The following is a 15,810-nucleotide window of genomic DNA, read 5'->3' on the forward strand; positions in this document are numbered from 1 at the left end:
GAATGAGGTTAGATAAATTATTATCAAATACAGGTTATGGTTCACGTAAAGAAGTAAGACAACTATTGAAAAAAGGAATGATCCGGGTGAATGGGGCAGTGGTAAAAGATCCTGCCCAGCACGTGGATCCGGAGGCAGATGCGATTTCATTGCTAGGTGAAGAAGTCTTTTATAGAGAATTTATCTACTTGATGATGCATAAACCGCCTGGTGTGTTATCGGCGACGGAAGACAACCGAGATCAAACCGTTGTGGATTTGCTTGGAAGTGAAGAGCGGCATTTTGAACCGTTTCCGGTAGGACGTTTGGATAAAGACACAGAAGGATTACTGTTGCTGACGAATGATGGGAAGCTTGCACATAATCTATTGTCACCAAAGAAAGAAGTGCCGAAAACGTATTATGCAAAAGTGGCGGGAGTGGTAACGGAAGAAGATGCCGAGGCTTTTGCGCGCGGTGTAATTTTAGACGATGCCTATGAAACGAAGCCGGGCATTTTACACATTTTACATTCTGCTGAAGAGTCAGAGATTGAACTAACAATTACAGAAGGAAAGTTTCACCAAGTGAAGCGAATGTTTGAAGCGGTAGGGAAAAAAGTGGTGTACCTGAAGCGGTTAACGATGGGGCCACTCGAATTGGATCCGGATTTGGAACTAGGGGAATACCGTGAGTTAACCGAAGAAGAATTGCTGCAACTAAAAGAGCTAGATCGTTCCAAGCAAAAAGGCTGATGCAAAAGCGTCAGCCTTTTTTGCGTTGTGCACTTGTATATAGGAAGCTAGATCAAGAAGATAATTTCACTTTCTTGGACGTCGTGGTCCATTCGCCGCGGACTGAGCTCTTAATCAATTCATTGTACTCCAGAACGTTTAAGTCACGTTGAGCGGTGCGGGGTGAAATATTGAATTCATCCGCCACGTCCTCCGTTGTTACTTTTCCGTTATCTCGAATGAACAGATAGACATCTTTGATACGAATTAACATGCGATCGGTAGCTGGGTTCATCTAAGAAACCACTCCTTCATCTTCATATTTTCACGCCAACATTGCAAAAGAAGACTGTTGGGGTATTCTTTGACATTACCTTTCTTGATCCGCTCCTTTTACTTAGCTATGCCAGAATAGTAAGTGAATGATTCTGACATTAGTAGTATAACGTATTTTATGTGATAGCGCACATATTTCCGCTTATACTTTTGAATAAATTAGAATAAATAGATTATAAGTTATCAAGCTAGCGATTAATTCATGATAACTAGAAAAATGCTCCTTCCTCTATTAAGGTCTAATTGATTTTATTCAACAAACATGTGAAAATAGAAAAAGAGGAAACTAGCGGTAGTTTGGCTTGAAGTTTCATAAAAGAAGGGGTGGCGATTGTGTGATTTATTTCAAAGACGGGGAATTCCTAACAGAAGATAAACTGAATGTATCCGTGAATGATCGTGGTTATGTATTTGGCGATGGAGTCTATGAAGTCATTAAAGTATATGATGGCGCATTGTACACGGCGAGAGAACATTTGGAGAGATTACTTGAGAGTGCTGAAAAAATTCGTGTGAGCATGTCGTATACAATCGATGAGTTACTTGAAATCGCGCAAAAGCTTCAGGCTGATAATCAAATATCTGTTGGACATATTTACATACAAGTCACACGTGGTGTGGCGCCACGTGCACATCAATTCCCAGAAGATAGTGTCCCTGTCATGATTGGCTATGCTGTGGAAAATGCACGTCCGTTAGAAATCCTTCAACAAGGTGCTGCTATGAAGTCTGTTGAAGATGTGCGTTGGCTTCGTTGTGATATAAAAAGTTTGAATCTACTTGGCAATGTCATGGCAAAACAGGAGGCATTTGATCATGGATGTCAAGAAGCATTATTTGTACGAGATGGGTTGGTACGTGAAGGATCTTCTTCCAATGTATTCGGTATGAAGGACGGTATTCTTTATACACATCCTGCCAATAACTTCATTCTTAATGGAATTACCCGTCGTGTCGTTTTGCAGATAGCAGAGAATTTAGCTATTCCTGTTAAAGAAGAAGAATTCACACTGTCTCAAGCTTTACAAATGGATGAGTTTTTCTATACGTCTACGAATGCTGAAATCACACCGGTTGTGACAATAGATCAGCAACCTATTGGACAAGGAGTTCCTGGACCGTTGACGAGAAAGTTACAAACGGCATTTGAGGCGCAAATTCCGAAGTTAGTGGTAGCTGGTGATACTAAGGAAAGAGAAGCAAATGGCCCAGCTAGTTAAACTCGCGGATTATGTTTCTCGATATGAGAATGACTTAACTCGTTATCCGACACAATTCATCCGTCTGAAACGCTATCAATGGAAACGCATTAAAAATCAATGGGAGCACGGTGTTGATTTACATGCGGAGACAGCGACTGCTTTTTCTGAAAATGTGCAAGTACCTTCGAAATGGTATACGGGGTTATTCAGGAAATGGCGTAAAAAAACAGATGTGGAATGGACACATGAGTCCGCTATTTCTGAAGAAGAGGTAGAAGACCAAGAGGATGATATGGGTTTTCAGGCTTCGATAGCTAGTCAACCTACAACGATCGAACAGTTAAAGAAAGCCTATCGCGATCAATTATTTCAATTCCAATTAAAGTGGGCGAGTTCTACATTATATGACCGGTCACGTGTAGACCCAAAATATTTCACTGACCCATTATTGAAGCAACTAACACTTCGTTTACCTGATAGCTTCTTGTTATTTTATTATCCAATCGTCAAAGTCAATAAAGCACCTGTCGAGTTGGATATCATCTTGTTGGCACCTACTACATGCTATTGCATCACAGTGCTCGAAGACGAAAGAATGGCTGCGTACATAGGTAGTGGCGAAAGGTTTTGGTCAAAGAGGTTCGGTGAGGAAGAAGTGAAAGTGCTGAATCCTACGATCGCGCTCAGTAGGATGGAGAAAGTGGTTTCATCATTTTTTAGAGCGGCAAAAGTGGAGATGCCGATCAGGAAGCTAATTGTTTCTAGGAATGGCTATATTGATTATCCTGGCACTCCGTTTGAAGTGACAACAGTTGACCGCAAAACGTATGAACAATGGCTGTCTAAGTTATGCAGTAATCCGAGTCCCATGAAGCATACGCAATTTAAAGCTGCACAATCGATTTTAGATCACGCACAGACTACAGCAATGAGTCGGTTGTTTGATGCAGAAGAAGTTGTGGAAGAGCAATAGAATAGAAATTATTGAAAAGAGAGAGTGTACTAATTATGCGTTTACGAAATAAGCCTTGGGCTAAAGATTTCATGGCAGAGCATCCGGATGTATTGATTTTGGATCCGGAAGGCAAAAAAGGTCGTTGGACTGAAGAGTTCGGAAACGATGCGCCAATTCATATTGAAGTAGGTACAGGTAAAGGTCAATTTATCATTGGCATGGCGCTTGCTAATCCAGAGATTAACTATATTGGCATCGAACACTTCGATAATGTGATCGTATCCGCGTTAGAGAAAGCGATTGAAGCGAAAAAGCCTTCTAATCTTCGTTTGATGCGTGTCAATGGAGAAGAACTAGAATCCCTCTTCGTAGGATCAGAAATTAGTCGCGTCTATTTAAACTTTTCTGATCCGTGGCCAAAAGACCGCCATGAAAAGCGTCGTTTAACACATCCAAACTTTTTAGCAAAATATGAAGGTGTTTTGAAGGCGAATGGAGAAATTCATTTTAAGACAGATAATCGTTCGCTATTTGAATATTCTCTTGTCTCCATGACGGACTATGGTATGAAATTACGATCCGTTTCACTCGATTTACATGCAAGTATGCCAGAAGATAATGTGTTAACCGAATACGAAGAAAAATTTTCAAGTAAAGGTCATCCAATTTATCGTCTGGAAGCGCAATATCAGAGCTAATTCTGATGTGCTAGAAATGGAAAGCTGTTGGACGTTGTACTTTTCTGCTGGATTTCTAAGGATTCCGTGGAAAAGTACAATGTCCATACAACAGTTACTAAAGGAATGTAGGGAGGAATTATTTTGGATCAATTAACTTTTCACGATATGAAACTAACGTGGCTTGACGGTGGCGTGAATTTTCTAGACGGTGGTGCGATGTTCGGTGTCGTTCCGAAGGCTCTATGGTCAAGACGCTATGAAGCGGATGAAAACAATTTAATTGAACTACGAACAGACCCAATCCTTATTCAATATCAAAATAAAAATTACTTGATTGATTCCGGTATCGGTAAAGGCAAGTTGGACGACAAGAAAAAGCGTAACCTAGGTGTACGTGCTGAAACGCGCGTAGAAGAAAGCCTGGAAGAACTTGGTATGACACCGGATGATATCGATGTTGTATTAATGTCCCATCTACATAACGATCACGCGGCTGGTTTGACGCAGTGGGAAAACGATGAACTTGTGTCCGTATTTAAGAATGCCAAGATCTATACATCGCAAGTCGAGTGGGATGAAATGAGAGAGCCAAATATTCGCTCACGTAATACGTATTGGAAAGAAAACTGGGAGCCGATTCAAGGTCAGGTTACGACATTTGAAGAAGAGATTGAAGTGGTGCCAGGTATTAAGATGATTCATACGGGCGGTCATAGTGATGGTCATTGTGTGATTAAGCTGGAGCAGAATGGCGAGACGTTGATTCATATGGCGGATATTATGCCGACGCATGCGCACACAAATCCTTTATGGGTACTTGCCTATGATGATTATCCGATGGACTCGATTTTCGCAAAAGAGCGCTTAATGAAGGAAGCGCTTCCAAATGAGTATGGGTTTATTTTCTATCATGATGCGGTGTATCGCATGGCGAAGTTTAGTGAAGATGGAAAGACGATTGTGGATAGCTTGCCTCGTACTCGGTGAGGGTTAAGATTAAGATCCATTGCAAGTTCAAGTGATTGAATGTGGGGGGGGGAGCGCCGTTGATCGACGTTCCAGGCGGACGCTTCCTGTGGGCTTGGCTCAAGCTGATCCACTAGGAGTCGCCGCCTTCCACTTACGATCAACTGGTTTTATCATTCAATTTTGGAACGTTTATGCAATGTTAAAAATTAAGTGTTAAAGACAGATCCCTTTTACGAGTGGTTTGTCTTTTTCTGTATGGGTAAGTATCTTTTAAAATAGAGAAGACCGGTAACTTGGTAATACTCTAAAATTTCTTGCGCAAAAAAAGAGGCCATCGCAAGAAGTAGATACTTCTCGGATAGCCTCTTTACGTATATTTGATTATGGATTACTGACGAACTAACTCTACGACAGTGCCTGTTTTTGCATCTGCTGCGAATTCGAATTGCTCTAGCTTGCCGTCTTTCATGCGGGAGACGCCACCACGGTAAACGTCCATAGAGATTACGTGATTTGTGTAAGGTTCTGGTTTCATAACGATCCAAGAACCGTCGATTGGTCCCTCTTCTTTAAATGCGTCTTTTACTTTTTTCAATACGTTGTCAGCAGGTACTTCCTCATTGTAACGGTTAAATGCCTCATTCACTACTACGCCTGCAGCAACTCCAGTTAAAATTCCAGCTAAAAAGTCTTTTACTCTCATGGCTAATTGCAGCCTCCTTCGCAAATCTTTTCTTATAGTGTAACATAGTTTAAAAGTGCATGGCGATTCTAAAGTGTCTCCCACTTCATTAATCGGTAGAATATGGCACTTTTGTGTAAAGCGAATTCTTAATCTAATTAGTATTCATCTGTTTGGTATGTGGATATACTACACATAGACAATAAAAAAGTGAGGGATTTCGATGAAAAAAGAAACATTGGATTTATTTCGTACATTGACTGAACTTCCGGGCGCACCAGGTAATGAATACCGTGTCCGGGCTTTTATGCGTGAGCAATTAGCACAGAACTCGGATGAGATAATTCAGGATGGTTTGGGTGGCGTGTTTGGTGTTCGACATGGACAAGAAGATCAGCCGAAAATTATGGTTGCTGGACATATGGATGAAGTCGGCTTCATGGTAACAGGTATTACGGATAACGGAATGCTTCGTTTTCAGCCGTTAGGTGGCTGGTGGAACCAAGTATTACTGGCACAACGAGTCCAGATCATTACAGAAAATGCGGAAATTCCGGGTGTGATTGGCTCTATTCCACCGCACTTACTGAGTGACGCAGAGCGTAGAAAACCAATGGATATTAAAAACATGCTGATTGATGTCGGTGCAGATGACAAAGCAGATGCTGAGAGTTTCGGTATTCGTCCAGGTCAGCAGATCTTGCCGATTTGTCCGTTCACACCGATGGCTAATCCAAAAAAGATTATGGCCAAAGCATGGGATAACCGCTATGGTTGCGGTCTCGCCATAGAACTGTTGCAAGAAGTGAAAAATGAAACGTTGCCAAACACATTGTATTCAGGTGCAACAGTCATGGAAGAAGTCGGATTACGTGGCGCACAAACAGCAGCGCGTATGATAGATCCAGACTTATTCTTCGCACTTGATGCAAGTCCCGCGAATGATGCAAGCGGCAATAAAAAAGAATTCGGTCAGTTGGGCCAAGGGGCATTATTGCGAATTATGGATCGTTCGATGATAACACACCGTGGTATGCGCGAATTCATATTGGACACTGCTGAAACTCACAATATTCCGTATCAATACTTTGTATCCCAAGGCGGTACGGATGCAGGGCAAGTACATGTCGCGAATAACGGCGTACCAAGTGCAGTTATCGGTATTTGTTCTCGCTACATCCATACAGCGGCTTCAATTATCCACACAGATGATTATGCAGCGGCGAAAGAATTAATTACAAAGTTAGTAAAAACGTGCGATAAAACCACAGTAGAAACTATTAAACAAAACTGCTAAACAACTAGAAATGAGGCGGTTGAATGAAATTTGTTCTTGGTTCTGAAAATCAGGCGAAAAAACGTGCAGTACTTCGGATCGTCGACCGCTTTCTAGAGAACAGCACTGTTACTTCAACGTCTGTTCCGTCAGGCGTCAGCGCCCAGCCCATGAGTGTAGAGGAAACTCGGCAAGGTGCAATCAATCGTTCCATCGCTGCAGCAAAAGATGCTATTGGTATTGGGTTAGAAGGGGGTGTCCATATGATCGGGGACACGATGTATCTATGCAATTGGGGCGCCCTTACCACGACGGAAGGCAAAACGTTTACTGCTGCGGGGGCACAAATCCCTTTACCCAAAGAGTTAGCTGATGAAATTCGCCAGGGGATTGAACTAGGTGATGCGGTAGATGCCTATTTTAAAAAGCAAAATGTTCGCATGTCTGAAGGCGCTATGGGGATGTTGACTGCGCAACTCGTACCGAGAGACGCGTTATTTGAGCATATCATGCAATTATTGATCGGCCAGCTGTTGTATAGCAAGTCGCCGCAGAGCTGACGATTGCAATAGCGGCGGGGTGCGATTAGAATAGGACTGATAGAAAATTGAACGAAAGTAGAGAAGGGGGGAACCTGAATGTTGCGAAGTGGAAAGGTTTTCTTGCTGTTGCTACTAGCTGTCGTATTGGTAGGATGTAATCAGAAAGTGGAAGTCCGTACTGATGATGCATTTGTTTCAGCGAAAAAAGCATTTGAATTAAATAGCAAAAAAACGAACCAAACAGTAGGCGAGATTGATTTCTATAAACCGCCAACTCTACGAATAGATAAAGAATCTATTTCACAAAAGATTGTTTTAACTAAACGAAATGATTCATTTTATCTAACAGTTAATCCGAATGAACAGAAAAACAGTCAAGTGTATTATGACGTACTATTGACGGATGAACCGGATCATTTAATAGGTGCACAAACATTCTCAAAAGATGATGCATTTGGCTTTGTTGCTGTCATTCAAAAAGGTGAGAAGCAAGTAGAACTAATTGCAAACGTAGGCGGAGCGAAAGTAGAAACGGTGACGAATGAAGCAAATACCGACGCCTACTTAGAAAAAATGATGGAAATTGCTCGTTCGGTTCAGCATGACGATCAGTAAGTATTATTGAGTATTGAAGGAGTGGGTTAACGAATGGAAGCTGAAGATTTGGTAGAAGAACTAAAGAAACGCTTACCTAAAGAGAACTTTGATTGGCAATTTGACCGAAGGGCAGACAAATTGCGAATTGTCCATCATACTCTTCATAAAGGTATGGATATTTCATTACCTGAAATTTTATCTAAGTATGAGCAGAAAAAAGAACGCGCAATCGATGAAGTGGTGTATACCGTCCGTGAGACTTTTCTTGCAATGGAGCAAGAGCAAGCAAAAGGGTTCGCAGGTGAAAACACGATCTATCCTGTCATCCGATCGACTTCATTCCCAACGGAAAGTTCTGCTGGACAAGCTTTCTTAACGAAAGATCATACAGCCGAAACACGTATTTTCTATGCGCTAGACTTAGGGAACACGTATCGCTTGATCGATCACGGTATGCTGTCCGATTTGCAGATGACAGAACAGGAAATACAAGAGGTCGCCATGTTTAAAGTGAAGGCGTTGCCGACAGCTTATAAGCAGGATATCGTATCGGATAATATTTTCTACTTCATCAACAATAACGATGGCTATGATGCGAGCAGAATATTGAATCAGCCGTTCATGAAAGAAATGGAACAGAAAATCGAAGGTCATATGGTCGTTTCTGTCCCTCACCAAGATGTGTTGATCATCGGAGATATCCGAAATGACACAGGGTATGATGTCGTGGCACAAATTGCCATGCAGTTTTTCACAACAGGCGCTGTACCAGTCACGTCATTGTCTTTCATTTATGAAGATGGTAAGCTTGAACCTATTTTCATTATGGCAAAAAATAGATTGGCAAGAAGGGAAAAGAAGAAATGAATATATTTTATAATCCAGAAGGTGTTGGCGACGTATTGTTCGTTCAACTTACAACAGAAAGACCGACAGCTCTCACTGCTGAAAGAAAAAACCATGTTACATTGATCAAAAATGAAGAGACAGGCACTGTAGTAGCGTTCAATTTATTTGATGCATCTAGTTATTTCACTGTTTCAGCAGTCGGGCAAGTAGAACTGACAGAAGAGCTTGGCGAACAAATACAACAAGTATTAAAGAAAAACGACATAGATTTGGAATTGGAGCTGGATTTCACTCCAAAATTCGTTGTAGGCTATGTGACTGAAAAAGAAAAGCATCCAAATGCAGATAAATTGAACATTTGTCAAGTAGAAGTAGGGGAAGAAACACTACAAATCGTTTGTGGTGCTCCTAATGTGGAAGCTGGACAGAAAGTGGTTGTAGCAAAAGTAGGCGCTGTAATGCCTTCAGGTATGATCATTCGTGATGCGGAACTACGCGGTGTTGCTTCATCAGGTATGATCTGTTCTGCTAAAGAACTCGATCTGCAAGATGCACCCGATGCAAAAGGAATCCTCGTATTAGAGGACGATCGAAAAGTCGGAGAAGCTTTCAAAGCGTAAGTTGAAAATATATCCATAGTAAAAAGCTTTTGCACAAGGCTCATTTAGCTTGTGGCAAAAGCTTTTTTGTATTATTGTTACAAAGGGTTACAAATGATCATTTTATACAAAAAGTACATAGAACTGTTTGATTTCCCCACAGGTAACCTGTTAAAATGAAATGATTGATATGAAAAGAGTGATATATTTGAGTTGGCTACGGAATATGAAGAGACGCCTTCAGCAAATGCAAGAAGGCGCTGAAAAAGATAACCCTTTAAAAGAACAAACAACTACTGAAAATAACATTGTGAAAAATAATGAAACCCAAAACAAAAATGAAGAATTTGATGAAAATAAAAAAACAAACTTTCGATTTCCGATAGTTTCTGACTATGAAATTTACGGATGGGAACCACAGATCCATCATGATGAATATACCAAAGATTATTTGCAAAAAGATGTAGCAGAAGAAGACGTATATGAAATACTTCCTTTGGAACAGAATGAACGTTGGCCAGGTCGTTTTGAGCGAAGTGGAAATGTCTACCGTGCAGAAGCGAAACGGGATTTTGCTCATATCATTCCACCTACGTCCAATCCATTACCTCTTCCGTTTTCTGGGAGAAAGCATGAACGTACGCTGCACACAGAGCCGCAACGGATTGAACCCTATGAATCAAAGCGTCCTGAATTAGAGGAAACATCTCGCCAAAAGGAAGAACCTGTGAAGGTAGAGAAACCGAAGAAATTTAGAAAGCCGTTTTCGCCTACACATGTGCCTTCACCTATCTATGGATTGCACACTAGTTCTCCAATCAGTGAGGCTATGGAATCGGTTATAGAAAAGAAAGATACGAAAGACCAAGAATTGCACGATCAATTAGAAAATCATGACGAGGAATTGCCATTATCCTTGATTTCCAATCAACAATCAAATGAAACACCACTATTTGCTAGTTCTTCAGAAAAAAGACAGTCTGAGATGTCCTCGGCGAAAGAACACACTCAAAAAGTAGAGGAATCTAAATTAGAAGTATCTGAAGAAGCTAACCAACTAGTAGAGCAGACTGAAGAAATACCAGTGATAGAAGAAGAGCCAGTTGAAGTAGCTGAACACGACTATGTGCATGATGAAATCGAAGGAACAGAAGAAGCCGAAGAAGCAATTGTAGAGGTAGAAGCTGCAGTACCAATTGTGGAACCAGAAGAATCGCAGGAAGTCTTTGCGCATACGGAAGATGTAGAGCGAACTCAACTGGTAACAGAAGTAGAAACAGAAGTAGAAAAGCATGATGATAATCCAACTGAACCAGAGGAAATTGCAGTAGATCCAGAAGCACCAGTAACTGTTACGGTTGAAGAAGAAATAGAAGAAGTAGTAGAAGAAGTAGTAGAAGAAGTAGAGTTAGAAGCTGCAGTAACAATTGTGGAACCAGAAGAATCGCAGGAAGTCTTTGCGCATACGGAAGATGTAGAGCGAACTCAATTGGTAACAGAAGTAGAAACAGAAGTAGAAAAGCATGATGATGCAACTGAACCAGAAGAAATTGTAGTAGATTCAGAAGCACCAGTAACTGTTACGGTTGAAGAAGAAATAGAAGAAGAAGTAGAAGAAGTAATAGAATCGGATGAAGTAGAATCTGAAATAGATGATATTAAAGAACAAGCACAACCAGTGAAGAAAGAAAAAGTGGTCCCATTTAATGTGTTGATGCTTAAATCCGATAAAGAAAAATTAGCGGCAAGAGTTGAAGAGCTAATTGCAGCGAATGCAGCGAAGAAAGAAATTGTGGTAGAAGAGCCAATTGAAATAGAATCTGATCACAAACACAGCATGGCGGAACAATCTGAAACGGTAGAGAATATACAACCGGTACTGCAAGAACAACAGAAAAATAGTGTAGAAGCGAGTATGGAGGAATTAGCATCCATTAAAGAACCCGTATCCATTGCAGTAGATTCTGATGTTGAAGTTACAGAAGTGGTCGCGACGACTTCTGAAACAATTGTAGAAGAACCTGAAGAGGAAATAATTGAGGAAGAACTACCACATTATGGATTCCCGACGATGCACTATTTAGCGCCACCGGAAGAAGAAATCGTGGATGAAGAGTGGCTTGCTTCGCAGTCTGCTACGTTAGAAGAAACGCTTTCTCATTTCTCTGTACAAGCGTCTGTTGTTCAAGCTGTGCAAGGTCCTGCAGTCACAATGTTTGAGTTAACGGTAAAGCAGGGGACAAAGGTAAGTAAAATTCGAAATCTTACCGACGACTTAAAATTGGCTTTGGCCGCTAGAGATATTCGTATTCAGGCACCAATTCCAGGTACAAGTATGATTGGTATTGAAATCCCGAATCGTAAAACACGTGCTGTTCGAATTTCAGAGGTTATTGATAGTGATCCGTTTATGAATTCAGACTCACCTCTAGAGGCAGTACTCGGACTGAGCTTGACAGGGGAGCCGCAAACGATTGATCTACGGAAGATGCCACACGGAATGATAGCGGGGGCAACAGGCTCCGGTAAATCCGTCTGTATCAACTCTATACTGATCAGTTTGCTGTATAAAGCTTCGCATCATGATCTGAAACTATTACTCATTGATCCGAAAATGGTAGAACTGGCACCATACAATGGCATTCCTCACTTGTTGAGTCCGGTTATTACAGATGTAAAAGCAGCGACTGGCGCATTGAAATGGGCAGTCAATGAGATGGAAAGACGCTATGAACTGTTTGCGCATTCCGGCGTACGTAATATTGAACGCTATAACGAAATGGTCATGGAATCACGACGTTTCTCTTTAAAGATGCCTTATATCTTAGTAGTGATTGATGAATTAGCGGATTTAATGATGATGGCGCCTGCAGATGTCGAAGTGTCGATCAGTCGAATCACACAAAAAGCTAGAGCGTGTGGTATTCATTTAATCATTGCGACACAGCGGCCTTCTGTTGATGTCATTACCGGAACGATCAAAGCCAACATTCCGACTCGTATAGCGTTTGCTGTGTCTTCACAAGTGGATTCAAGAACGATTTTGGACTCGGTAGGGGCAGATCGTTTACTTGGTAAAGGAGATATGTTGTATTTAGGCAACGGCCAATCGGCTCCTGTCCGTCTTCAGGGGACATTTGTCACGGATGATGAAATCGAGCGTATAATAGAACATGTTCGTAATGAAGCAGAACCGAATTATTTATTCGGCCAAGATGATTTGCTGGCGGCCGCTGTCCGAGAAGAAGAATCAGACCCGTTATTTGAGCAAGCTTGCAATTTTGTCATCGAGCAGGGGAGTGCATCTACCTCGTCATTACAGCGCCATTTCAGCATCGGGTATAACCGAGCGGCAAAGTTAATCGACCGAATGGAAGCGAATCAATTTATATCTGAGCAAAGAGGGAGCAAAGCGCGCGACGTCTTTTTGACGGAACAAGCATTTGAAAGCTTCATGAAATAATGAATTCATAGTTCAGATCTAAAGATTTGATCGAGCGCATGATATTCTATAACAAGAAATAATCTTCTCGTCTGTTATTAGACGGTTGAAGATAAAAAGTGGGATGAAAGAACTCCCGGGAGGTTTCAATATGACATTGTTACATTTTACTGGCATAAAAGGATCAGGAATGAGTTCCCTTGCCCAGTTGCTACATGACTCTTCTTATAAAGTTCAAGGTTCAGACGTAGAAAAATACTTTTTCACAGAAGATCCCTTACATGAACGAAATATAAAAGTTTTGCCATTTGACGAAAATAATATTCAGCCGGGCATGAAAGTAATTGCAGGAAACGCATTTAAAGATGATCATCCTGAATTACTACGCGCAGAAGAACTAGGGATAGAGGTTATTCGTTATCATGACTTCCTTGGCGACTATATGGAACAATTTACTTCCATCGGGGTTACGGGAACGCATGGTAAAACATCTACAACGGGCTTGCTAGCGCATGTATTGGGTGGCTTTGCGCCAACCTCTTACTTAATTGGAGACGGTACAGGTAAAGGTGTCGAGAATGCGGAGAACTTTGTATTTGAAGCATGTGAATACAAACGTCACTTTTTGGCATACCATCCAGACTATGCGATCATGACGAATATTGATTTCGATCATCCGGATTACTTCACAAGTTTGGATGATATTCTAGACGCTTTCGGACAGATGGCGAGTCAAGTGAAGAAGGCGTTAATCGCTTGCGGTGATGACGATAATCTTCAGAAACTCCAATGTCAGGTTCCAATTGTCTATTATGGCTTGGATTCATCCAATGATTTCTACGCAGCGAATATTGAAAAAGATCAAAATGGCTGCTCGTTTGATGTGTTCATCCGAAATGAATTTTATTATCGTTTCACAATTATGTTGACAGGCGACCATGCTATTCGAAATGCTTTAAGTGTTATTACACTATGTCATTATGAAAATATTCCAGCTGAAATTGTAAACGAACGTTTTGCGACGTTTACGGGCGTGAAAAGACGATTTACGATCATGGAATTAGATGGCCGTGTCATCGTCGACGACTATGCACATCATCCTACTGAAATCCGCGCGACATTGGATTCAGCACGTCAAAAATATCCGAACCGTGAAATAATTGCGGTATTCCAACCGCATACATTTAGCAGAACAGCTGCGTTGCTAAATCAATTTGCAGATAGTCTTTCTGAAGCAGATCATGTGTATTTATGTGATATATTCGGATCTGCAAGAGAGCAATCAGGAAATTTAACGATTCATGATTTAATTGATAAAATTCCTAATTCCCAACATTTGAAAATTGAAGATATGTCAGATTTAGAAGCACATCAAAATTCTGTAATCTTATTTATGGGAGCTGGAGATATCCAGTTGTACTTAAAACAATTTAAGTCTGATATAACGAAAGAAGAAACAGCCTAATCTTTATGAGAGGGCTGTTTCTCATTTTCATTAAAATTTATTCGTTTCGATAAAGGATATCAACTAGTTATGTCGAACAGGAATATAGGACGAAAAGTTTAGAAACTCTGAAAGAAGGGTAAAGTTTTCGTAAGAATATGCACTAGGAGGATTACGTAAGTGATCAATTTACTTTACGTTGCAGCAGTGATTGCTGCAATCGCATTTCTTATTCTTTGTGTAAGTCTAGCGATGACGCTTGGGTCGTTAAAGACATCTTTACAAAGTGTCTCGCATACAGTAGATGGCTTATCAAAGCAATTAGAAGGAGTGACTACAGAAAGTACGCAACTTCTTCAAAAAACCAATCAGCTGGCCGAAGATTTACAAGGAAAAGCGGACAAGCTGAACACTGTGGTGGATGCGGTAAAAGGAGTAGGTGACTCAGTGAACACGCTCAATCAGTCCGTTCACCGAATTTCCAGCTCCGTAACTACCAAAGCCGAACAACACAGTGACAAAATCGCGCAAGTAGTACAATGGGGAAACGTTGCATTTGGTCTATATGATCAGGTAAAGGAACGGCAACCCGAAAAGTCTGCTGGTTGGACAGTGTACAAATCGCGCTCCTAGTACAAGCATTTTCCTTTAAAATGTACAAAAAACAGTTAATTCACAGGAGGAATAAAAAATGACAGAAAACAAACCGAACTATAACGATAACCAAGGTAACTATTCAAATACTTATGGACAGCCACAATACCCAGCAAACTACACATATCGTTCAACAAATGATCTGTATGATGAAGATAGTAGCGGAACAGGTAGTTTCATTGCGGGCGCAATCATTGGTGGAGTAATCGGAGCAGCGACTGCATTATTCTTAGCACCGAAGACGGGCCGTGAAATGCGAGAAGATTTAACTTTGCAAGCTTCACAATTAAAAGATAAGAGTATTGAATTAAGCTCAACGGCAAAAGATAAAGCGGTGGAGTTATCCAGTGCGGCAAAAGATTACACAGCTGACTTTACGGATACAGCAAAAGAAAAAACTACAGCTTTCACTACAGCTGCAAGAGAGAAGACTTCTGAGTTATCTCATAACTTACAAGAGCAATCAGGACAGCTAGTAGATAAAGTGAAATCTGCTACATCAAAAGCTAGCATTCCAATGGATGATGGTACAGTATCATCTGAAGGGGAAGAAGCAACTGATTATAAAAGTGCAAAAGAAAACAATGAAAAATCTGGAGAGCTTTCAAAAGTAAAAGATGCTTCAAACAAAACTGAAGATCAAGTTAAAGCTGTCAAATCGTCAAACCAAAACAAAGATAACAAAACTCCTAAAGCAGATACTTCTGCTAAAAAGGAAACTAATCAATCCAAAGCAAACAACTCATCTTCAAACAACAACAAAGTTCATTCTAAATAATAGCGAAAACCTTCCTTCACAGGAAGGTTTTTTCTATGCGTACCTTTAGATAAAAGAGTCATAGGAAAAAGCTACGCTGTGCGATTTTTCTG

The 15,810-nt window shown here is 40.9% G+C and carries 16 protein-coding genes; 14 read left to right on the plus strand and 2 right to left on the minus strand.

Annotated features, from left to right (window positions below; all coding sequences use genetic code 11):
- Positions 1–2 precede the first annotated feature (2 nt).
- Positions 3–734 carry a pseudouridine synthase gene (locus H605_RS0102975; protein WP_029052829.1) on the plus strand — a complete coding sequence of 244 codons (732 nt, stop codon included), beginning with the start codon at positions 3–5 and terminating at the stop codon, positions 732–734.
- Positions 735–786: 52 nt separating this feature from the next.
- Here the strand turns inward: H605_RS0102975 and H605_RS0102980 are convergent, their stop codons facing one another.
- The gene (locus H605_RS0102980; RefSeq protein WP_029052830.1) at positions 787–1,008 is read right to left on the minus strand and encodes a DeoR family transcriptional regulator; all 222 of its coding nucleotides are present in this window, start codon (positions 1,006–1,008) and stop codon (positions 787–789) included.
- A gap of 376 nt (positions 1,009–1,384) precedes the next feature.
- On the opposite strand from H605_RS0102980, the gene dat reads away from it, so the two are divergent.
- The 4 genes from dat to H605_RS0103000 all read left to right on the plus strand — a co-directional run bounded on the left by dat (position 1,385) and on the right by H605_RS0103000 (position 4,873).
- Positions 1,385–2,269, plus strand: coding sequence for a D-amino-acid transaminase (gene dat / locus H605_RS0102985; RefSeq protein WP_029052831.1), 885 nt, complete (start codon positions 1,385–1,387; stop codon positions 2,267–2,269).
- Positions 2,253–3,224: a nuclease-related domain-containing protein gene (locus tag H605_RS0102990; protein ID WP_029052832.1), complete on the plus strand. Its 972-nt coding sequence runs from the start codon at positions 2,253–2,255 to the stop codon at positions 3,222–3,224. Before dat ends, H605_RS0102990 begins: the two co-directional genes overlap by 17 nt.
- A gap of 35 nt (positions 3,225–3,259) precedes the next feature.
- On the plus strand, positions 3,260–3,904 hold the full coding sequence (gene trmB / locus H605_RS0102995) for a tRNA (guanosine(46)-N7)-methyltransferase TrmB (protein WP_029052833.1): 645 nt from the start codon (positions 3,260–3,262) through the stop codon (positions 3,902–3,904).
- A gap of 123 nt (positions 3,905–4,027) precedes the next feature.
- A complete protein-coding gene (locus H605_RS0103000; protein WP_029052834.1) occupies positions 4,028–4,873 on the plus strand; it encodes a YtnP family quorum-quenching lactonase in 846 nt (281 codons plus the stop codon).
- Between the two features lie 370 nt (positions 4,874–5,243).
- On the opposite strand, the gene H605_RS0103005 is transcribed toward H605_RS0103000, so the two are convergent.
- On the minus strand, positions 5,244–5,558 hold the full coding sequence (locus tag H605_RS0103005) for a peptidase M4 (RefSeq protein WP_029052835.1): 315 nt from the start codon (positions 5,556–5,558) through the stop codon (positions 5,244–5,246).
- Between the two features lie 202 nt (positions 5,559–5,760).
- Here H605_RS0103005 and H605_RS0103010 point away from each other — a divergent pair, with 202 nt between their 5' ends.
- The 9 genes from H605_RS0103010 (at position 5,761) to H605_RS17320 (ending at position 15,718) form a co-directional block, all read left to right on the plus strand.
- The gene (locus H605_RS0103010) at positions 5,761–6,834 is read left to right on the plus strand and encodes a M42 family metallopeptidase (RefSeq protein WP_029052836.1); all 1,074 of its coding nucleotides are present in this window, start codon (positions 5,761–5,763) and stop codon (positions 6,832–6,834) included.
- 23 nt (positions 6,835–6,857) lie between these two features.
- Entirely contained in the window at positions 6,858–7,373 is a 516-nt protein-coding gene (locus tag H605_RS0103015; protein WP_029052837.1) for a DUF84 family protein, read from the plus strand.
- A 78-nt stretch (positions 7,374–7,451) separates the two neighbouring features.
- Positions 7,452–7,970, plus strand: a complete 519-nt coding sequence (locus H605_RS0103020; RefSeq protein ID WP_029052838.1) for a hypothetical protein — start codon at positions 7,452–7,454, stop codon at positions 7,968–7,970.
- A 33-nt stretch (positions 7,971–8,003) separates the two neighbouring features.
- Entirely contained in the window at positions 8,004–8,819 is an 816-nt protein-coding gene (locus H605_RS0103025) for a DUF1444 family protein (RefSeq protein ID WP_029052839.1), read from the plus strand.
- Entirely contained in the window at positions 8,816–9,421 is a 606-nt protein-coding gene (ytpR, locus tag H605_RS0103030; protein WP_029052840.1) for a YtpR family tRNA-binding protein, read from the plus strand. Before H605_RS0103025 ends, ytpR begins: the two co-directional genes overlap by 4 nt.
- 205 nt (positions 9,422–9,626) lie before the next feature.
- Positions 9,627–12,863, plus strand: coding sequence for a DNA translocase FtsK (locus H605_RS17315; RefSeq protein ID WP_232321242.1), 3,237 nt, complete (start codon positions 9,627–9,629; stop codon positions 12,861–12,863).
- A 130-nt stretch (positions 12,864–12,993) separates the two neighbouring features.
- Positions 12,994–14,307, plus strand: a complete 1,314-nt coding sequence (murC, locus tag H605_RS0103040) for a UDP-N-acetylmuramate--L-alanine ligase (RefSeq protein WP_029052841.1) — start codon at positions 12,994–12,996, stop codon at positions 14,305–14,307.
- Positions 14,308–14,466: 159 nt separating this feature from the next.
- Positions 14,467–14,919 (plus strand): DUF948 domain-containing protein, encoded by a 453-nt coding sequence (locus tag H605_RS0103045; RefSeq protein WP_029052842.1) that lies wholly within the window; start codon positions 14,467–14,469, stop codon positions 14,917–14,919.
- Positions 14,920–14,977: 58 nt separating this feature from the next.
- Entirely contained in the window at positions 14,978–15,718 is a 741-nt protein-coding gene (locus H605_RS17320; RefSeq protein ID WP_051210450.1) for a YtxH domain-containing protein, read from the plus strand.
- Positions 15,719–15,810 lie beyond the last annotated feature (92 nt).

It is taken from the genome of Sporosarcina ureae DSM 2281, from assembly GCF_000425545.1.
In the GTDB taxonomy this organism is placed as follows: domain Bacteria; phylum Bacillota; class Bacilli; order Bacillales_A; family Planococcaceae; genus Sporosarcina; species Sporosarcina ureae.